Genomic DNA, 18,998 nt, shown 5'->3' with positions numbered 1-18,998 from the left:
GGTCCCTGGCCCCGACCCGGGCGGGCGACGGCAGCCCGCCCGGGCGATCCCTCTTACCGGGGCTGCTCGATCACCATCAGGAGGTCACCCCCCTCGACCTGCTGGACGGAGTTGATGGCCAGACGGTGCACCGCTCCGGCCACTGGGGCCGTGATGGCGGCCTCCATCTTCATCGCCTCGATCGTCGCGACGGTCGCGCCCGCCTCGACGCGCTCGCCCGCTGCGACCGACAGCGTCACCACCCCGGCGAACGGCGCCGCAACGTGTTTCGGGTCGGACTTGTCGGCCCTCTCCGCAGCCGGCAGATCCGAAGCCACCGAGCGGTCACGCACCTGGATCGGCCGGAGCTGGCCGTTGAGCGTGGCCATCACCGTGCGCATGCCGCGCTCGTCCGCTTCGCCGATCGCCTCCAGCGCGATGAGCAGCCGCACCCCGGGCTCGAGGTCCACCGCATGCTCCTCCCCCGGTCGCAGGCCGTAGAAGAAGTCCTTGCTCGGCAGGACGCCGGTGTCGCCGAAGGCGTCGCGATGCGCCTCGAACTCCTTCGCCGGTCCGGGGAACAGCAGCCGGTTGAGGGTGGCGCGCCGGTCCTTCTCCAGTCCGTCGCGGTCACCGTCGGACAGTTCGGCGACGGGCCTGGGCGCGGCGCGGCCAGCGAGTGCCTTGCTGCGGAACGGCTCCGGCCAGCCGCCGGGCGGTTCGCCCAGCTCGCCGCGGAGGAACCCGATCACGGAGTCCGGGATGTCGTACGCGCCGGGATCGGCTGCGAACCGCTCGGGCGGGACCCCCGCCCCGACGAGGTGCAGGGCGAGATCGCCGACCACCTTGGACGACGGTGTGACCTTGACCAGGCGGCCGAGCATACGGTCGGCCGCGGCGTACATCGCCTCGATGTCCTCGAAGCGGTCGCCGAGACCCAACTCCCGTGCCTGGACTCGCAGGTTGGACAGCTGGCCGCCGGGAATCTCGTGGTCGTACACGCGCCCCGTGGGCGAGGCCGGGCCGGCCTCGAACGGCGCGTAGATCCTGCGCACGGTCTCCCAGTACGGTTCGAGGTCGCCGACCGCCCGCAGGCTCAGCCCGGTCGGCCGCTCGGAGTGGTCGGTGGCCGCGACGATCGCCGACAGCGAGGGCTGCGAGGTGGTGCCCGCCATCGAGGCCACCGCTCCGTCCACGGCGTCGGCGCCCGCGCCGATCGCGGCCAGGTAGGTGGCCAGCTGGCCGCCGGCCGTGTCGTGGGTATGGAGGTGGACGGGCAGCTCGAACTCCCTGCGCAGCGCGGTCACCAGTGTCGCGGCGGCGGGTGCCCGGAGCAGCCCGGCCATGTCCTTGACCGCCAGGACGTGCGCGCCGGCCTCGACGATCTGCTCGGCGAGCCGCAGGTAGTAGTCGAGGGTGTAGAGCTTCTCGGCCGGGTCGGACAGGTCCGAGGTGTAGCACAGGGCCACCTCGGCGACGGCCGACCCGGTCTCGCGTACGGCGTCGATCGCCGGCCGCAGCTGCCGGACGTCGTTGAGCGCGTCGAAGATGCGGAAGATGTCGATGCCGGTCCGGGTGGCCTCCTCGACGAAGGCGGTGGTGACCTCCGTGGGGTACGGCGTGTATCCGACCGTGTTGCGGCCACGCAACAGCATCTGCAGGCAGATGTTGGGTACCGCCTCGCGCAGGCGGGCCAGGCGGTCCCACGGGTCCTCGGCCAGGAAGCGCAGGGCCACGTCATAGGTGGCGCCGCCCCAGCACTCCAGCGACAGCAGCTGCGGAAGAGTCCTGGCCACGGCCGGGGCAACGGCCAGCAGATCCTTCGTCCGCACCCGGGTGGCCAGCAGGGACTGGTGGGCGTCCCGGAAGGTGGTGTCGGTGACGGCGACCGCCGGTGACTCCCGCAGCCACCGCGCGAAGCCCTCCGGCCCCAGTTCGGTCAGCTTCTGCTTCGATCCGACGGGCGGTACGCCGTTCGCGGTGTCCGGCAGTTTGGTCATGGGGTCGATCAGGTGCGGACGCGCGCCGTGCGGTTTGTTGACCGTGACGTCGGCGAGGTAGGTGAGCAGGCGGGTGCCGCGGTCGGCGGAGTGGCGCGCGGTCAGCAGATGCGGGCGCTCCTCGATGAACGACGTGGTGACGCGGCCCTCCTGGAAGTCCGGGTCGTCGAGGACCGCCTGCAGGAACGGAATGTTGGTGGCCACGCCGCGGATGCGGAACTCGGCCACCGCACGCCGGGCGCGTCGCACCGCGGTGGCGAAGTCGCGGCCCCGGCACGTCAGTTTCACCAGCATGGAGTCGAAGTGGGCGCTGATCTCCGAGCCGACGAATGCGGTGCCGCCGTCCAGCCGGATGCCGGAGCCGCCCGGCGAGCGGTACGCGCTGATGGTGCCGGTGTCCGGCCGGAAGCCGTTGGCCGGGTCCTCGCTGGTGATCCGGCACTGCAGTGCGGCACCCCGCAGGTGGATCCTGTCCTGCGCGAGACCGAGGTCGGCCAGCGTCTCGCCGGAGGCGATGCGCAGTTGCGCCTGGACCAGGTCGACGTCGGTGACCTCCTCGGTCACCGTGTGCTCGACCTGGATGCGCGGGTTCATCTCGATGAAGACGTGGTTGCCGTCCCGGTCGAGCAGAAACTCGACGGTGCCGGCGTTGCGGTAGCCGATGCTCTGCGCGAAGGCGACCGCGTCGGCGCAGATGCGCTCCCGGATCGCGGGGTCGAGGTTGGGTGCCGGGGCCAGTTCGACGACCTTCTGATGGCGCCGCTGCACCGAGCAGTCCCGCTCGAACAGGTGGATGACGTCGCCGTGTCCGTCGGCGAGGATCTGCACCTCGATGTGACGGGGGTCGACGACGGCCTTCTCCAGGAACATCGTGGCGTCACCGAAGGCGGACTCGGCCTCGCGCGACGCCGCCTCGATGGCCTCGCGCGACGCCGCCTCGATGGCCTCGCGCAGATGCGCGGGGTCGTCCACCCGCCGCATCCCGCGACCGCCGCCTCCCGCAACCGCCTTGACGAACAACGGGAAACCGATCTCCTCCGCGGCCGCCGCCAGCACGTCCACGTCGGTCGACGGCTGCGACGACTTCAGGACCGGCACGCCCGCCGCACGGGCCGCGGCGACCGCGCGCGCCTTGTTCCCGGTCAGTTCCAGCACCCCGACGCCGGGACCGATGAACGTGATCCCGGCATCCTCGCAGGCCCGGGCCAGATCCGGGTTCTCGGACAGAAAGCCGTACCCGGGGTACACGGCGTCCGCGCCGGCCCTGCGCGCCGCGCCCACGATCTCCTCGACCGACAGGTAGGCGCGCACCGGGTGCCCCCTCGGGCCGATCTCATAGGCCTCGTCGGCCTTGAGACGATGCAGCGAGCCGCGGTCCTCGTACGGGAACACCGCCGCCGTTCCCGCGCCCAGTTCATAAGCGGCGCGGAACGCGCGGACGGCGATCTCACCACGGTTCGCGACAAGTACCTTCCGGAACATGCACGGTCCCTTCATGACGTTCGCGACATGCGCGCCCGACGGGCGCCCTCGTGACTGATGCCCCGTTTACACCAGCACAAGAACAGCCCGGGCCGAATCACCACCGGCCGGTCGCTCGTCCGCAGGTGCGCGAAGGCCCTCATCGAGCGGTCGGGCAGGCCTCGGCGGGGTCCGGGAACCGAACCCGGCCCGTGCCCGGACCTGGAATGATCGGATCATGCGTGCGGCACGGCTCCTCTCCCTCGTCCTCCTGCTGCAGAACCGGGGCAGGCTGACGGCCGGTGAGCTCGCCGAGGAGCTGGGCGTCTCGGTCCGGACCGTCTACCGCGACATCGACTCGCTGAGCGGCGCGGGCATCCCGGTCTACGGGGATGCCGGGCACGGCGGCGGATACCAGCTGCTCGACGGCTACCGGACCCGGCTCACCGGACTGCACGCCGACGAGGCCGAGTCGCTGTTCCTGGCCGGGCTGCCGGGCCCAGCCGCCGACCTCGGACTGGGCGAGGTGCTGGCGGCGGCACAGCTGAAACTGACCGCAGCACTGCCGGCCCCGCTGCGGGACAGGGCCGGCCGGATCCGTGAGCGGTTCCACCTCGATGCCCTCGGCTGGTACCGGGAACAGGACTCACCGTCCGCTCTCGCGGCGCTCGCCGATGCCGTGTGGAATCAGCGGCGGATCCAGGTGCGATATCGCCGCTGGGTCGAACCGCAGGAGGTCGAGCGCGAACTCGACCCCTACGGCCTGGTCCTCAAGGCGGGTGTCTGGTACCTCGTCGCAGCAATGGGCGGCGCGGTGAGGACCTACCGCGTCTCGTCGATCCTCCGCCTGGACGTCGGGGAGGACGGCTTCGAGCGCCCCGACGGCTTCGACCTCGCCGCCCACTGGCGGGACTACCTCACCGCCTACGACGCCCGCAGGCTCCGGCTTCAGGCCTCCGTCCGGATCGCACCGGCGCTGCTGTCCTCGCTGCCGGACCGCCTGGACGCGGCGCTGGTCCGGGCCGTCGAAGCCTCGGCAGGACCGCCGGACGCGGACGGCTGGGTGACGGCGACGGTGCCACTGGAGTCGGTCGACCTGGCGGTTCCGACGCTGCTGTCGCTGGGTGCGGACATCGAGGTGCTCGCCCCCGACGAACTGCGTCGCGGGATCGCGGGGGCGGCGGCGGCCGTGCTCGACCGGTACCGGCCGGCGGATGTGCGCAGCCCGGCGGAGGCCGGCGCCCTCAGCAGCAGGCCCGCGGACAGGGTCGCCAGCAGCGCGAGGGCGGCGAGTACCCCGAAGCCGTAGCGCGTGTCACTGCGGTCGGTGACCGTCGCGACCAGGAACATCACCCCGACCGTGGCCGCCAGCCCGCCACCGTTCGCCAGCCCGAAGGCCCTGCCCACCGAGGCCTCGTCGGCCGAGTCCATCAGCATGGTGCGGGAGGCGATCCTGGCCTGCCCGAACAGGAACGCACCCAGCGGCACCCCGACCAGGTAGCCGACGATCCCGAACTGACTCTGCAGCACCAGGGCGACATTGCAGAGCAGAAAGCCCACGACGGCGATGCGCAAGTCCGGATTGCGTCTGCTGACGATCCGGTAGGCACCGGTGGCCGCCAGGAATCCGAGGCACCCGAGGGCGTCCACGGAACCGAACGCTGCCGCACCCAGGTGGAGTTCGCCGATGAAGGCTGTGGGCAGCAGCGCGTTGAAGACCGTGACGACCACGCTCCCCTGGGCGTAGAGCAGGATGAAGCGGCGCACACGCAGCGGCCCGCGCGACGCTGCCGGCACCGGCGACTGCTCCCCGGCGGGGGTCGCAGCCGGCGCCCGGTCCGGGCGGCGCCCCATCGCGGCGGCACAGAGCGCCGAGACCACGAAGGTCCCGGCGTTGAGTACCAGGAGCGGCACGGCACCGAACGCCTGGACGGACAGTCCGCCCACCGTCGCCGACAGCAGCATCCCCGCCTGGGTCCCCATCTCGTAGCGGGCGTTGAACCGCCGCAGCCGGTAAGCCGGGACCCGTTCCTTGATCAGCGCGGAGCTGGCCGGAAAGAACAGGGCGCTGACGACGGCCAGCCCCAGATTGGCGCTGTAGATCCCGGGCCCGGGGGCGCCACCGCAGGCCAGCCACAGCGGCAGCCCGAGCGCCAGCGCCGCGCTGGTGGCATCGCAGCCGATCCACAGGGTCCGCCGGTCGAAGCGGTCGGCCAGCCGTCCGAAGAAGGGCGACAGCACCGCCTGCGGACCGGCGACGGCGATGAAGAGCCAGCCGACGGCCATCATGGTCTGCTGCTCCCTGATCACGAGCAGGGCACCGACGATGAGTTGGACATTGTTCCCGAGGGCGGTGGCGAAGGCGGCGGACACGAGCAGCGGCTCGGCCCGGCGGGGGTGGTGGCTGAGGATCATGGCATCAGTGTCCGGAGGTTCACTGACGTCTTCTGTCAGCGAAGTCCCTGACGTCAGAAGGACTCCCGGCCCGGTTCACCTGTGGCCGAGGCCCTGGCGAGACGGCGGCCGAAGGACCTCCGCCGCTGCTTCACCGCTCGCTCATGAACACCGGGGACACCGGGCTCGCATCCAGCGGCGCACGCGCGGCTGCCTCTCTCCTGCGGGCCGGAGGAGTTGAGTGCTTCGACGGCCAGGTCGCAGTCGCCGATGACCTCGACGCAGCGCAGGTCCTCTGCCACGAACTCGTCGAGCGGCACGGCGAACTGCCATGGCGCCGATGCCCATGGCGGCCGGCACGGCCACCCCCAGAAACGCGAAGCGCCCGCGCCGCCCGAAAGCCGGGCGACGCGGGCGGGAGAGTAAAGCAGTCATGGGCAGAGGTCTCCGGGGTCGGGGCCGGAGGGCTTGCTGCGTACCCCTCGGCCCTCGCCGACCCGACGCCTCACGTCGTCGGACGAGCGCAGACACCCTCACCCTGCGGCGCTCGCAACAGGAGGCCGCCCTCAGAGAGTGCTGGTGGTCTGCTCGCCGCTCGCACTTCCGGACAGCCACTGCGACCACGACAGGTTGAAGGACGCGTAACCGTTGTCGGCGGAGGCCTTGGCGCGCGGGGAGCCGGTGACGGTCACCGGGTCGCCCTGCTTGACCTGGCCGTAGAACCACTTCGCGTCGGAGAACGAGAGGTGAATGCAGCCGTGCGAGCCGCGGGCGCTGCCGCTGCCGGGGTTGGTGTCGCCGGTGGAGAAGTGGACGTAGGTGCCCGACTGGGTCAGGTGGACGTCCCAGGGCAGGGTCAGGTCGTAGTAGTTCGCGCTGCCCTTGGTGCAGCTGATGCCGACGCTGCAGGAGGTCATGTGGACCTTCTCCTGCTTGTCGATCACTGCCATGGTGCCGTTCCAGGTGGGGTACTCGGTGCTGCCCGCATTGATGGAGAGCGTGCGCACCAGGGCCCCGTTACGGGTGACCTTCATGGTGTGACCGTTGACCGAGGCATCCGCCCGGACGTCGTCGCCGACGGTGAAGGAATGGGTGTAGGCGTGGGTGCCGTAGCGGCCGTTGCCGTTGGGCACGTACTGAAGGTCGGCGTCCACCCGGACCTTGGTGCCGGACTTCCAGTAGTTCTCCGGACGCCAGTCGACCCGCTGGTTGCCCATCCAGTGCCAGGCGCCGGTGGTGGGGACCGAGGCGGAGATCTTGATGTGCTTCTCGATGTTCGCGCGGGCCGAGGCCGCCACCGGGTTGCTGAAGACCACCGAGACCGGCATCGCGACACCGACCGTCGCCTTGTCCAGCGGAGCGATCGATTCCAGCAGCATCGGCGGACCCGAGGGGTGCGTCGGCGACGGGTGCGCGCTGACGGTCGCCTTGGGCGACGAGCCGCCCTTCGCCGCTCCGTTGTCGGAGTCGTCCGAGGCCGATGCGTTTCCGCCGCATGCACTCGCCCCCAGAAGTACCGCACTCACCAGTAGCGCGATACCCGTGCCGCCTTTGCCCCGCCTCATGTCCCGCTCCGCTCACGTCACTGCTTCAGAGATTCAACATTCATAGAGACAAGCAGTTGACCAGCGCGGTTGCGGACCGGAGTGTAAAGCGCGTGCCAAGCCTGCGGCCTCACGGGCCTGATCATGCGGGTCGGGGCAGGCCGGGGCGGTGTTCGCCCGGGTCGCCGGGCCTGACCGGGGTGCGGTGCCGGCGGACCACCCGCGTCCTGTGCGGTGCGGGCTCGCTGAGTACCGCACCTCGCTGCTGTCAGGAGGCGAGCAGGTCGGCGAGCTCTGTTCGTGAGCTGACGCCCAGCTTGGGAAACGCGCGGTAGAGGTGGTGTCCCACGGTGCGCGGGCTCAGGAACAGTTGGGTGGCGATTTCACGGTTGGTCGCCCCGGTGGCTGCGAGTCGGACGACTTCACGTTCCTGCGAGCTCAGGCGGCTGATGGGTGAGTCGATGACATCGGCCGGGTGAGGGGTCTCGCCGGCAGCCTGTAGTTCTGTGGCCGCCCGGCGGGCCCATGGCCGTGCGTCCAGCTTGTCGAAGAGCTCCCTCGCCGTACGCAGATGGTCGCGGGCGTCAAGCCGGCGGCGGCCCCGGCGCAGCCACTCGCCGTAGACCAGTTCGGTGCGGGCCCGCTCGAAGTCACAGCCCGCGGTATGCAGGTCAAGGGCCGTTGCGTAGTGTTTCTCGGCCGACGCGTCCGGACCGGTCAGGGCGGCGCAGCGGTGGGCCTGCGCCGTGAAGTGGGGCTGTTGGAGGTCGTCCGCCCAGCTCGTGAGCTGATTCGCGGGTTCCCTCGCCCGCTCCGGATGGCCCGCGCGAACGGCGGCCTCGATCAGATCGGGCATCAGGTGCCGGGCCAGGAGGGGGTGACCCGCTGCCTGCCGGGCCGCTTCCAGGTGTTCCAGTGCAGCCCGAGCACGCCCGAGGCCGAGGTCGAGCAGCCCCAGCGCCCACAGCGCATCCGCCGTGGCCCGTCCGACGTCGCGGGGGCGGGTGTATTCCAGTGCCAGGCCGGCCAGTTCCCGGGCATGTTCCTCCTCCCCCCGGGCGGCCGCGAGCACCGCGAGCAGGGCACGCAGGTGGGCGGCTCGGTGGTCCAGGTCGTAGGCCTCCGCAAGCCGGAGTGCTTCGGCGGCGTGTGCGTGTGCGTCGTCGTGCCGCCCCAGTGCCAGCTCCGCCTGGGCAAGCAGATGCAGCGTGGTGGGCAGCCATCCGCCGATGCCCCGCTCTCGGCAGTGGGTGACCGCCGCGGCGGCCAGCTCGTGCGCCCTCTCGTGGTCGGCGACCAGTTGGCAGTAAATCCCGGCCATCAACCGGTCCATGAGGCCGCTTCCGGCGAGGCGAGCGGCCTCCACGTGATCGTCCAGCGTCCGAAGCGCGCCGGGAATGTCACCGGCGAGCAGCTTCGCGGGCGTAGCCACCACGGGCAGGCCGGGAGTGCGCAGAGCGATCTCCACCATGAGGGCTGCGTCGCCGGCCGAGAAGGCCGCATGGACGGCGTCGGTCAACAGAGGGGCGAGTTTGTCGGGACGGCTGGCGGAAACCGCGTCGGTGCATTCGGCCAGCAGGCGGGCGGCTTGCCCCGGGCTGCCGTAGCCCAGCTCGACCACGGAGCGTACGCGGGTGAAGTCCGCCGCCATGCCCGGGTCCAGGAGAGGCAGGGGCACCTGGTCGGTGAGAGCACGGCATCGTTCGTCCTGGCCGGCTTCGCTCGCCTTCTGCGCGGCGTTGATCAGTCGGCGGGCGCGCCTCGACGTATCCGCGGTGAGGTGAGCGGCTCGCTCGTACGCGGCGGACGCGGATGCCATGGCCTGTCTGCTGCCTGCCCACTCGGCGACCCGCTCCAGCTCACCGGCGACCTGCTCGTCCGGGCCGGTCGCCGCGGCGGCCAGGTGCCAGGCACGTCGGTGCGCGTGCCGGTGACCGTCCAGGACGGCGACGAGCGCCTGGTGCACCGCCAGCCGCCGGGACAGCGGGGCGCGTTGATAGGCGGCGAACCGAATGAGGGGATGTCGAAAGCGCAGCCTCTGCGCGGAGACGAAGATCAGCTCCGCACGCTCGGCCGGCTCCAGATCCCTGACCTCCCCGCCAAGCCTGGCTCCGGCGGCCAGCACCGTGGGCAGGTCCCCGGTGTCGTCCGCGGCGGCCACCGTGAGCATGCGCTGAGTGGCGTCGGGGAGGCGGCGGATCTGCTCGGCGAAGGCGTCCTGCAGTCGACTCGGTGGCGCCGACTGCGCATCGGGCAGCGTCAACGGCCCCAGCTGCCCGGCCCGCTGAGCCGGGGTCAGCGCCGCTGCCAGTTCCTGCAGCGCCAGCGGGTTGCCTCGGGCCTGATCGATGATCCACTCGGTGACCGGGGGTGCAAGGCCGGGCAGCAGCGACGCGGCCGACTGCCGGTCGACGCCGGTGAGGGGCACGTGGGGCAGAGCCTTCGTTCCGCTCGCCGAGGAGGTTTCGCGAGTGGCGAAGAGCATGACGACGCCTTCGGCCCGCAGCCGCCGGGCGGCGAAAACCAACGCATCCACGGATGGTTGGTCGAGCCACTGCACGTCGTCGACCACACACAACACGGGTTTTTCGGCGGCCGCCTCGGAGAGCAGCGACAGCGTCGCAAGCCCGATGGTGAGACGGTCCCGCACAGTCTCGTCACACAAGCCGAAGACCGCCCGCAGGGCCCCGGCCTGCGGTGGCGGCAGCAGGTCGAGCCGATCCGACACCGGCAGGAAGAACTGGTGGAGCCCGCCGAAGGCCAGCTCCATCTCCGACTCGATGCCCTCGACCCGCAGCACACTCATGCCTTCGGCCTGGGCGACGGCGTACTCGAGGAGGGTGGTCTTGCCGATGCCGGCCTCTCCGTGCAGGAGCAGGCAGTTGCTCTCCCCGCGATGGGCGTCGGCGAGTATCCGACGGATGTGGCACTGCTCCTTTGCACGTCCCTGCACCACGCGCCCCCCGGTCCGCGTCCCCGGCCGCAACCGGGCATCGTGATCGCCACTATACGACTGGGGGTTTGTGACCCTGGTGTTCCAGGTGCCGGCTTCCGGAACTGCGGCGCTGCCCACAAAGACCTTCTGGGCAGCGCTCGCCGGGACTTCGGCCGCGCTCGCAGCAATCGGCCTTGGATACGCGCCTTCCGGGCATCTCTCTGTCCGCGTGGCCGGTGGTGCGGTTCAGGCCGTTTCGAGCAGAGGCCGGATTTCGACCGTCTCGGGGGTACGGAGGCCCGTGGCCAGCTCTACGGCTTCCTCGCGATCGGCAACGTCGACCACGAACCAACCACCGAGGGTCTCCTCACCTGGGTGCGCCGGCCCTTCGGTCACGGTGGACGCCCCGTCGGTGGTCTTGCGCACGGTCACCGCGGCGATGTACTCGGTCTCCAGGGCATCGCCACTGATCAGTTTGCCCGCCGCCGCGATCTGCCCGATCCAGCTTTCGTAGGCTTCTCGGTGGGTGTCCCGGTCAGTCCGGATCCTGTTGCGCGACTCGTTCGTCTCGAAGATCACGAGTGCGAATTTCATGGGGTTCTCTTTTCGTTTCGTGTGTCGTCCGGAAGGCTGTTGCTCAGGCTTCCCGAGCAACGTGCGCCCGGCCGCCCGGATTCGGGTCAGGCGCCCGGCCTTGTGGTGATGCGGGCGAGCGCGCCGATCTCCAGTGCTGCCCATACAGAGCCGTCCGGGCCGGCGGAGATGCCGTGGGGTTCCGAGCCGGCGGTCGGCAGCTCGTGCACGGTGATCGCCCCGTCTGCGGTGATGGAGCTGACGCGGTTGGCGGCCCACTCGGTGAACCACAGCGTCCCGGTGCTGTCGGGGGTGATGGCATGCGGCCGGGACGTGCGGTCGGGCAGCGGGAACTCGGTGGTCCGGCCGTCCGGGGTGATGCGCCCGATCTGCCCGGCGCCGATCTCCACGAACCACAGCGCCCCGTCGTGGCCCGCTGCGATGCCCACCGGGGCGGCGGAGTCGGTCGGCAGGGCGTGCAGAGTGACCACTCCGTCCATGCCGATCCGCCCGATCGCGTCGGCCTGGTTCAGGGTGAACCACATCCCGTCGTCCGGGCCTGCGGTGATCGCAGAGGGGAAGGCCCCGGTGGCCGGCAGCGAAAACTCGGTCACATGGCCGTCGGTGGTGATCCGGCCGATACGGTCGCCAGCGGTCTCGGTGAACCACAGTGCCCCATCCGGCCCGGCGGCGATCCCGAACGGCCCGCACTGCGCTGTAGGCAGCGCGAACTCCGTCACCGTGCCGTCGAGAGCAATCCGGCCGATGCGGTGCGCCCGGTGCTCGGTGAACCACAAGGCGCCGTCCGGCCCGACAACGATGATCGTCGGACCGCATTCCGGATCGAGTTGGTGGGTCGACAGCTCACCTCCGGGCACAAGCCGTCCGATGCTTCCGCCGTGGACCATGGTGAACCAGAGCGCCCCATCCGGGCCGCTGGTGAGCGCGTACGGTCCGCTGCCTGCCTCGGCGACGGCGAACTCCTCGATGAGCACAGCCATTCAGGCTCTCCCTCCTCATTCTCATGGCGCGCGCTCCGCGCCCCCACTGGCCGACCCTGCGACCGCCGTTCTGTACGCACGCAGACAACGAGCAGGGCTTGCAGCATCACGCACGGTGGTCAACGCAACGACCCCATGCGCGGCTTGCGTCCTGCAGGTCCTCGCCCGAACGGCTGTTGATCAACTGACTTTTCCGTCGAGCCGGTTGCCGACACTTTCGATCTCCTCCGGGGTCCCGGCCATGATGGTGCGGGTGTGTTCGGCGACCACCTCTGTGGGCCAGTCCCACCACGCGGCGTGCAGGAGACGCTTGATGTCGTCGTCGGCGAAGCGCTGACGAATGAGCCGGGCCGGGTTGCCGCCCACGATCGTGTAAGGCCCCACGTCACTGGTGACCACAGCGCCGGCCGCGATGATGGCACCATCTCCGATCCGCACGCCGGGCATCACCGTCACCCGGTGGCCGAACCAGACGTCGTTGCCGACGACCGTGTCACCACGACTCGGCATCGCGGTGATGATGTCCAGCGTCTGCTCGGCCCACCGGCCACCGAACATGGTGAAGGGGAACGCGGACACCCCCATCGTCGGATGCTCGGCGCCGGCCATCAGGAACTTGGTGCCCGCGGCGATGGCGCAGTACTTGCCGATGACCAGACGCTCCGGCCCGTAGGCGTAGAGCACGTTGCGGTGTTCGAAGTCGGTGGCGCCATCGGGGTCGTCGTAATAGGTGTAGTCGCCCACGAGGACCTTCGGTGAAGTGATCACCGGTCGGAGGAACACCACGCGGTCATGGGCAGGCAGCGGGTGAACGGTGTTCGGATCGGGAGACAACGCAACGTCCTCCATCGATAGAGTCGGCGGTCTGAAAGAGGCGCTCGCCCAGGCGACTTCGTACGGCGGCAAGGGCCGTCCGGTCTGTCGGATGCAGGGTGTGTCGCCTCCGCCCTCATGCCGCCGGCGCTGAATAGATCATGCGGATCTCTGTGATCCGGTAGCCGGCGCGGTCGAAGGCTGCGGCCATCGGCGCGTTGCCGGTGTCTGTCGTGGCCGTGATCAGCTCGGTGCCCGTGTCCGCGTGCATGCGGGTGATCTCGGCGAGCAGAGCGTCCACGTGCCCATGGCCACGGAATTCGGGTACGACACCCAGGTAACCGACGTTGCGGGCGTACGGCGTCGCGGACGGGAGAGCAAGCCCGACGACCTGCCCGTCGGGGGCGTAGGCCAGCCTCCACCAATCACGCCGGCCGGGGCAACCGAGGTAGAAGTCCATTTCGCCCCGAGCGGTGGCTTCGGCGCCCTTGGCCTCCACGTTTCTGCGGGTCTCGTCGTCCAAGCTGCCGACAGCTATCCGCCGGAACAGCCGCAGGAACTCCTCGTCCGACGCCGGGGCAAAGGTCAGCTCTCCCCTGGCCGGGGGGAGACCGGAATCCGGTGTCCACTCCAGGCGCAGCCGTTCCACTTCCCGCGTGAGCCCAGCCCGTGCCGCAGCTCGGCCCCGCCATTCGACGGCTGCCGCCGCAGCGGGGTCGTCACGCCAGCCCACGGGCAGCGTCAGGTTGTACAGCGGAGGTTCGGGCGCGCCCTGAGAGGCGAACGCCCGCAGCCCAGCGGTCAGTAGCCCTGCCGCGACGTCCGCCCGGTCGGCGCATGCGGGGTCGACGTGCAGGCAGTCCAGGGCGATGGGGTGAGCGCTGTCCGTCCGCCCCCACCACAGGGCTCGCGCCGTCACCCGCCCGTCGTCCTCGGCGATCCAGGTCCACTCGGGCCGGTACATCCCCTGCCGCATCTCGGCCCGGTAGCGGTCGGCGTCTATCCAGCCCACCGGGTCATCCACGATCACTTCTACGACGCGCTCCAGATCGGCCTCGGTCGTGGGTCGAAACAACACGTGTTCTCCTACTGCTTGACGTACGTGGTGACGGTCGACCCTGTGGTGAAGACCCGGGACCCGGTCAGGGTGAAGTGGGAAGGGGCGAACGAGGTGCGGAAGAGGGGAATGCCGTCGCCGAATACCACTGGGTAGCGGTGGACGATCAACTCGTCGATCTCGCCGAGCAACTGACCGGCCAGCACAGCACCGCCGCACAGCCAGAGGCCCATGCCGGGCTCCCGTTTCAGCCCGCGCACGATCTGGACCGGGTCGCCGGCAACGACATGGACCTCGGGGCCGGGCCGGATCAGGGTCGAGGAGAACACGTACTGCCGCACATGTGGGTACGGACCGGTCGGACCGGCTGCCCGAGCCGATTCGTAGGCGCCGCGCCCCATGACGACCGTGTCGAACTTCTTGTTGGCCGTGCCGCCGACGCCCAGGGACCTTCGGACGTGGTCCGGGATGGTCTCGGGACACTCGGCGAGAATCGCGGCCTTGAGGTCGCCGTCGAATCCGGAGGAGTCGTGTTGCCCGCCCGGACCGGCGATGAAGCCGTCGATACTGCAGCCGATGAAGTACGTGAGCCGACGCATGCGGGGCCCGCTTTCGATCCGTTGCTGCCAGGGACGACACGACACTAGGCAGTCGGCTTCCGGAGGGCATCGGTCAACCCGACGTAATGTGACCCGTCACGACCGGGACTTGCCCGGGCCGGCATCAGTAGGCGTATCGACGGCGGCTGTCAGGCGGCGCGTGCTCGAGAAGCAGCCTCGGCAGGCCGGCCACTGTGTCGGCGAGAACGGATGCGACCCTCACCACGCGCCGGAACGCTACGCCGAGGGGGCCGGCTCCGGCACCGACGCCCACCACCCTGGTGCCCGGCCCCGTCCGGTGTCGTACGCCTTGGGTGCTCAGGGTCCCATGCGGACCGGCCGCGTTGTGATGATCACGGGCGGGAACAGCAGGTGGCCGGGTGGGCCGTCGGTTGCGGGAGACCGCCCGGCCGGACTGTGCGGTTACCGAACGTCGTAGGCGCGGGTGATGGTCTGGGTGACCTCGTTGCCGTTGGCTTCGGTGAAGGTGGCCTTCGCCATGACCTGCATGCCGGCGGCGCCGGTGTGGTCGAGGACGGCCGTCCACTTGCCGCCCTGCCGCTGGGTCGGCGCCTCGGTCCAGGTGGTGCCGCCGTCGTAGGAGTAGGACAGCGAGGCCGCCGTGATCGCGCCCGGGGTCTACCCGGCGTGGCCCTCGACCGACAGGCCGATCCTGATGCCGCTCTGCGCCGGCAGGGTGTTCATGCCGTCCACCGGCACGTCGTACACCGGGGCGAGGATCCAGCCGGTGGGCCTCGCGGGCGTCGAGGACGACGGTGGTGTCACGGGTGATCCGGTGGGGAGTGCACCGCATCCTGAGGAACAGCACCAGGCCGCCCTCACCGGCCGTGCAGGCGTCCGCCTGCACGGCCGACGTCCTGTACGCCACGTCGAGACAACAGGATGTGAACCTGCAACCCCTCGCCCCCGGCGATACGGCCTGCCCCCGGTCAGGCCCGCGGGCGCCGATGCGCGCGACTGCGGTACGCGGGCAACCCCACGCATACGTGCAGGGAAGCTCCGCGATGCCGGGCAGCCCCGATTGCGCAGAGCACACCGCACACCCCACCGCGCCCGTTCCCGGGCGACCGGTCACCTGCCGGGCCGGTACCTCCGCTCGACATGGCCGTCGAGGTCACCGGGATAGAAGTAGACGAGCCGCAGGTCGCCGCTCGCGTAGCGTTCGGCCTGGTCGTCGAAGTGCGGCGAGTCGGGATGCCCGCTCACCCCGCCCGCCGTCACCGCCCAGGCACGCAGTCGCGGCCCGAACTCCACCACCGCCACGAAACTGTTGCCGCTGGTGCCGTAGTAGCGCTTGGTTCCCGGGTAAGCCTTGGCCCCGAACGAGGCGAGGGAGCCCCATCGCGACGAAGCGAAGGGCACGGGGATGCTCGGCTTGGCGTCGCTGAACTCCTGGACGATCGCACCGTCGTTGCGCTGGTATCGGTTGATCTCACCCCACGGCACCTTCCAGCTGCCGAAGTCCCGCCGCAGCCGCTGTGCCGCCGTCTCGAGCGCCCCGAGCCGCTGCGTGTCCGTGGCGCGGTCGGCCATGTAGTCCCATACCGACATCCCGGCTCCCGCCGCCGCCTGGGACGTGAGGGCCCACAGGTCCTCACCCCAGAACACGGCCACCGACGTCGCGGTCGACTCCGCGGCCCACCGGTGGTCCCAGTCGCGGAGCAGGCTGATCGGATCGGCCAGCTTCGCCTTCTGCCCGTTGTGTTCGGGCAGTCGGTCCCACGCGGCGACGAGCCCCGGCACCAGCCGCGCGAAGGCGGTGAGGTACGGATCGAACGCGGCCTCGATGAGCGTCTGCGGGGTGAAGTCGTCGCGCGCGGTCAGCACCCGGACCGCCTGCGGCCCGCGCGGGTTCTCGCCGACCCGGTCGAAGTAGCGTGGATAGTCGGCCGCGTCGGGCTGTCCGCGCCGGCGGCGGTCCAGGGCCAGTTGTTGGTGTTGAACGCCCAGCCGTTCTTCGGGTTCACAGCCTGCGGCATGCTGGCCAGGCTGTGCAGTCCACGCCAGTCGGTCGCCGGATCACTGCCGTCGACGGGCTTCAGATAGTCGAACCGGTCGTCCCTCACCGGCATGAACTGCGGCATCAGGAAGGCGACATCACCCCTCGAGTCAGCGAAGAGTGTGTTGTTCGAGCTGTTCGCCTTCAGTCCCGCGACCTTGAGGTACTGCGTGTAGTCCCGCGTCGTGGTGCGCAGGAAGCTCTGCTTCAGCGCCTCGACAGGCTTGTTCATCAACGCACACGCGATCCACTTGCCGTCCGCCACGCGCACGATCGGGCCGTGGTGTGTGGCGAACGTGGTGAAGCTGCGCTCCTGCTGCCCGCCCGTCGCGGTACGGAAGGACAAGGTGATCGTCTTCGTGGTGACGGGGCGCAGTTCGTCGCCGTAGCGGTAGGAGCGGGTTCCGTCGGCCCGTGTCACGATCGTCTCGGCGAACTCGTCGATGTTGTCGACGCCGCTCGTCGTGTGCATCCAGCCCGTGTGCGCGTTGAAGCCCTGGTAGATGAAGAACTGCCCCCAGGTGGCAGCACCATAGACATTGAGCCCCTCGCCGCTCGTCACATGCTGCTCCGCACGGAAGAAGAAGCTGGTGTGCGGGTTGATCAGAAGCAGCGCGTGGCCGTCCCGTGTGTGGCTCGGCGCGATGGCTATGCCGTTCGACCCCGTGGGTTCACGCAGCACCAGCCCGCGCTCCTCGTCGGTCATCGGCACGTCCCGCTCGCCGTAGAAGGCTTCGAGCTGGGTGAGCAGCACCGACTCGATGTCGCCGCCGATGCTGCCCTCCGAGAAGCTCAACGGCATCCACGGCTCGAACCGGTCGAGCACGCGCGGACGCACCTCGGGGTGTGTCGCGAGGTAGTAGTTGAGTCCGCCCGCCCAGGCCTGCATCAACGTGCGCAGCCACGCCGGGCACTTCGCATACTGCTTCTGGCGGTGTCGGTGGCCGTCACGACCGCCGGCTCGGGCCAGGTCGGGGCTTGGCGAAGCGGAACTCCGGCCCATGCTTGGGCGGCCGGCCGCCCTTGGGGTCGTAGACGCGGGCCGGATTCGGCAGTCCCATCACCCGGTCTCCGCGGATCCGGCCGACCAGCTCGACGGGCAGGTCGCGCAGCACCCGGGCCAGGCGGGTGACGTCGTAAGCGGCGTCCATGACGATCGTGATGTCTGGATCACCGGACTGCCGCTGGACGGCCTGGTCGCCGCCACCATGTTCACGATGGGCCGGCTGCTGCCGGCCGGCGCCCGACCGATCCGCGTTCCGTACCGCTGCGCCGCTCGTCGAACTCCATCGCTCCCCCGGGGCGCGCATCATCAAAGGAGGGAGACCATCGACGAGGAGTGGCGATGAGGCTGTCGTTCCTGAATCCCCTCTACGCGGAGCCGGGCCCGTTCGCCTCCGTGTACCTGGACACCTCCCGAGACGTCGAGCATCCCGAGCGGGCGATCGCGCTGCGCTGGGGGCGGCTGCGCGAGAGCCTCTCCCGTCAGGGCTCGGACCGGGCGCTGCTGAACGTACTGGAGGAGGTGGTCGGCGCCGATACAGAGGTGCCGGGTGTGCACGGTCAGGCCATCTTCGCCGCCCACGGCACGCTCGTCCTGGACGGGGAGCTGCCCAGGCCGCCCGAGCACGACTCCGCGCGGTACAGCACCCTGCCGGACGCGATGCCCCTGGTCACCCAGCACGTTCCTGAGATCCCCTACATGGCCGTGGTCGTCCACTACCGCGGCCTTCCGACCGCCGAGACCCACGGCTGGGTGACTCTGGAGGCGGAGACCGGCACCTGGCCCGCGTCCACAGTCACCCCGGGTGAGCGGCTGCACCGCAGGGTCGCGGTGGCGACCTGGCACCACACCGCGCTGCGGCTCGGCCACCAGCTGGACGAACGGGCGCGGCGCGCCCATGCCGACGCCATCGTCGTGGGCGGGGACGAGTGGGCGTGCAACGTACTGATCCGCCGCCTGCCGCACACCCTGCGGGACAAGGTCGTACGCGTGCGCGGCCGGACCCCCACCGACACCGGACGCGCCCTGTTGGAGCCGCAGCTCGACGGCGTCTTCCGCGGCCACATGGCCGCACACGACCGGGAACTCGCGGACATCTTCATCGGCCGGCGTGCCCTGGACGGGCCGATGACGGAGGGGCTGGCCTCCACCGTCGCCGCCCTCCAGCGCGGCCAGGTCGCCGCACTGCTGCTGAACCGGCCGCCAGGGTCTTCGCTGCGGCTCTGGACCGGCTCGCAGCCCACTCAGCTCGCCCTGACCGAGGCGGAGCTGATGTCCTTCGGCGTGCGTTCCCCACGCGAGGAGCGCACCGACGAGGCCCTCGTCCGGGCCCTCGTCGGCACCGGTGCCGAGCTGGTCGTCGTACCGGAGAGCAAGCTGAGGCTGGACGAGGGCGTGGGCGCCCTGCTGCGGTACACCGACCCGGGCACCCCGTCCTGACGCCGGCGCGCTGCGCCTCCCGGGTCGCCCCCGCAGAGCGCCGCGCGGAGGACTTCCGGCTGATCGCCCACCCGACCGCGCCCGGCTGCGCCGCCGTCCACTGCCCGGACACCCGTGTCCTGGTGCCGATGGACAGTGCGGTCGAGATCAGCAACATGCCGCGCTGTACCGACGGGGGA

General features: G+C 70.5%; 14 protein-coding genes and 2 pseudogenes. 2 read left to right on the top strand and 14 right to left on the bottom strand.

The window, feature by feature from the left end; translation table 11 throughout:
- Window positions 1-53: 53 nt before the first annotated feature.
- A complete protein-coding gene (locus OG878_RS34240; RefSeq protein WP_328890356.1) occupies window positions 54-3,461 on the bottom strand; it encodes a pyruvate carboxylase in 3,408 nt (1,135 codons plus the stop codon).
- Window positions 3,462-3,678: 217 nt separating this feature from the next.
- On the opposite strand from OG878_RS34240, the gene OG878_RS34235 reads away from it, so the two are divergent.
- Window positions 3,679-4,749 (top strand): helix-turn-helix transcriptional regulator, encoded by a 1,071-nt coding sequence (locus OG878_RS34235; protein WP_328890355.1) that lies wholly within the window; start codon window positions 3,679-3,681, stop codon window positions 4,747-4,749.
- 128 nt (window positions 4,750-4,877) lie between these two features.
- Here the strand turns inward: OG878_RS34235 and OG878_RS34230 are convergent.
- The 13 genes and pseudogenes from OG878_RS34230 to OG878_RS34170 form a co-directional block, all read right to left on the bottom strand.
- A pseudogene (locus tag OG878_RS34230) lies at window positions 4,878-5,855 on the bottom strand (MFS transporter); the annotation flags it as partial.
- A gap of 53 nt (window positions 5,856-5,908) precedes the next feature.
- Window positions 5,909-6,154 carry a hypothetical protein gene (locus OG878_RS34225; RefSeq protein ID WP_328890354.1) on the bottom strand — a complete coding sequence of 82 codons (246 nt, stop codon included), beginning with the start codon at window positions 6,152-6,154 and terminating at the stop codon, window positions 5,909-5,911.
- 246 nt (window positions 6,155-6,400) lie between these two features.
- Window positions 6,401-7,399: a L,D-transpeptidase gene (locus OG878_RS34220; RefSeq protein ID WP_328890353.1), complete on the bottom strand. Its 999-nt coding sequence runs from the start codon at window positions 7,397-7,399 to the stop codon at window positions 6,401-6,403.
- A gap of 247 nt (window positions 7,400-7,646) precedes the next feature.
- The gene (locus tag OG878_RS34215; RefSeq protein WP_328890352.1) at window positions 7,647-10,331 is read right to left on the bottom strand and encodes an ATP-binding protein; all 2,685 of its coding nucleotides are present in this window, start codon (window positions 10,329-10,331) and stop codon (window positions 7,647-7,649) included.
- A gap of 228 nt (window positions 10,332-10,559) precedes the next feature.
- Window positions 10,560-10,907, bottom strand: coding sequence for a YciI family protein (locus OG878_RS34210; RefSeq protein WP_328890351.1), 348 nt, complete (start codon window positions 10,905-10,907; stop codon window positions 10,560-10,562).
- Between the two features lie 86 nt (window positions 10,908-10,993).
- Entirely contained in the window at window positions 10,994-11,887 is an 894-nt protein-coding gene (locus tag OG878_RS34205) for a Vgb family protein (protein WP_328890350.1), read from the bottom strand.
- A 180-nt stretch (window positions 11,888-12,067) separates the two neighbouring features.
- Window positions 12,068-12,736, bottom strand: a complete 669-nt coding sequence (locus OG878_RS34200) for a CatB-related O-acetyltransferase (RefSeq protein WP_328891479.1) — start codon at window positions 12,734-12,736, stop codon at window positions 12,068-12,070.
- A 100-nt stretch (window positions 12,737-12,836) separates the two neighbouring features.
- Window positions 12,837-13,778: a GNAT family N-acetyltransferase gene (locus OG878_RS34195; protein WP_328890349.1), complete on the bottom strand. Its 942-nt coding sequence runs from the start codon at window positions 13,776-13,778 to the stop codon at window positions 12,837-12,839.
- Window positions 13,779-13,786: 8 nt separating this feature from the next.
- A complete protein-coding gene (locus OG878_RS34190; protein ID WP_328890348.1) occupies window positions 13,787-14,356 on the bottom strand; it encodes a dihydrofolate reductase family protein in 570 nt (189 codons plus the stop codon).
- A 639-nt stretch (window positions 14,357-14,995) separates the two neighbouring features.
- Window positions 14,996-15,142 carry a hypothetical protein gene (locus OG878_RS34185; RefSeq protein ID WP_328890347.1) on the bottom strand — a complete coding sequence of 49 codons (147 nt, stop codon included), beginning with the start codon at window positions 15,140-15,142 and terminating at the stop codon, window positions 14,996-14,998.
- 306 nt (window positions 15,143-15,448) lie between these two features.
- Window positions 15,449-16,204: a penicillin acylase family protein gene (locus OG878_RS34180; protein ID WP_328890346.1), complete on the bottom strand. Its 756-nt coding sequence runs from the start codon at window positions 16,202-16,204 to the stop codon at window positions 15,449-15,451.
- Entirely contained in the window at window positions 16,198-17,265 is a 1,068-nt protein-coding gene (locus OG878_RS34175; RefSeq protein WP_328891478.1) for a penicillin acylase family protein, read from the bottom strand. Before OG878_RS34175 ends, OG878_RS34180 begins: the two co-directional genes overlap by 7 nt.
- 38 nt (window positions 17,266-17,303) lie before the next feature.
- Window positions 17,304-17,686: pseudogene (locus tag OG878_RS34170) on the bottom strand (transposase); the annotation flags it as partial.
- Window positions 17,687-17,721: 35 nt separating this feature from the next.
- On the opposite strand from OG878_RS34170, the gene OG878_RS34165 reads away from it, so the two are divergent.
- On the top strand, window positions 17,722-18,819 hold the full coding sequence (locus tag OG878_RS34165; protein ID WP_328890345.1) for a baeRF2 domain-containing protein: 1,098 nt from the start codon (window positions 17,722-17,724) through the stop codon (window positions 18,817-18,819).
- The last annotated feature ends 179 nt before the right edge of the window (window positions 18,820-18,998 follow it).

The organism is Streptomyces sp. NBC_00316, from assembly GCF_036158715.1.
Taxonomy (GTDB): domain Bacteria; phylum Actinomycetota; class Actinomycetes; order Streptomycetales; family Streptomycetaceae; genus Streptomyces.
This window is presented reverse-complemented; position numbering and strand designations above follow the sequence as displayed.

What these genes read in the sequence shown, in the direction of transcription:
- OG878_RS34235 (WP_328890355.1), top strand. Translation starts at nt 3,679, where the DNA reads ATGCGTGCGGCACGGCTCCTCTCCCTCGTCCTCCTGCTGCAGAACCGG.
- OG878_RS34220 (WP_328890353.1), bottom strand. Translation starts at nt 7,399, where the DNA reads ATGAGGCGGGGCAAAGGCGGCACGGGTATCGCGCTACTGGTGAGTGCG.
- OG878_RS34205 (WP_328890350.1), bottom strand. Translation starts at nt 11,887, where the DNA reads ATGGCTGTGCTCATCGAGGAGTTCGCCGTCGCCGAGGCAGGCAGCGGA.
- OG878_RS34200 (WP_328891479.1), bottom strand. Translation starts at nt 12,736, where the DNA reads ATGGAGGACGTTGCGTTGTCTCCCGATCCGAACACCGTTCACCCGCTG.
- OG878_RS34175 (WP_328891478.1), bottom strand. Translation starts at nt 17,265, where the DNA reads ATGCAGGCCTGGGCGGGCGGACTCAACTACTACCTCGCGACACACCCC.
- OG878_RS34190 (WP_328890348.1), bottom strand. Translation starts at nt 14,356, where the DNA reads ATGCGTCGGCTCACGTACTTCATCGGCTGCAGTATCGACGGCTTCATC.
- OG878_RS34210 (WP_328890351.1), bottom strand. Translation starts at nt 10,907, where the DNA reads ATGAAATTCGCACTCGTGATCTTCGAGACGAACGAGTCGCGCAACAGG.
- OG878_RS34240 (WP_328890356.1), bottom strand. Translation starts at nt 3,461, where the DNA reads ATGTTCCGGAAGGTACTTGTCGCGAACCGTGGTGAGATCGCCGTCCGC.
- OG878_RS34165 (WP_328890345.1), top strand. Translation starts at nt 17,722, where the DNA reads ATGAGGCTGTCGTTCCTGAATCCCCTCTACGCGGAGCCGGGCCCGTTC.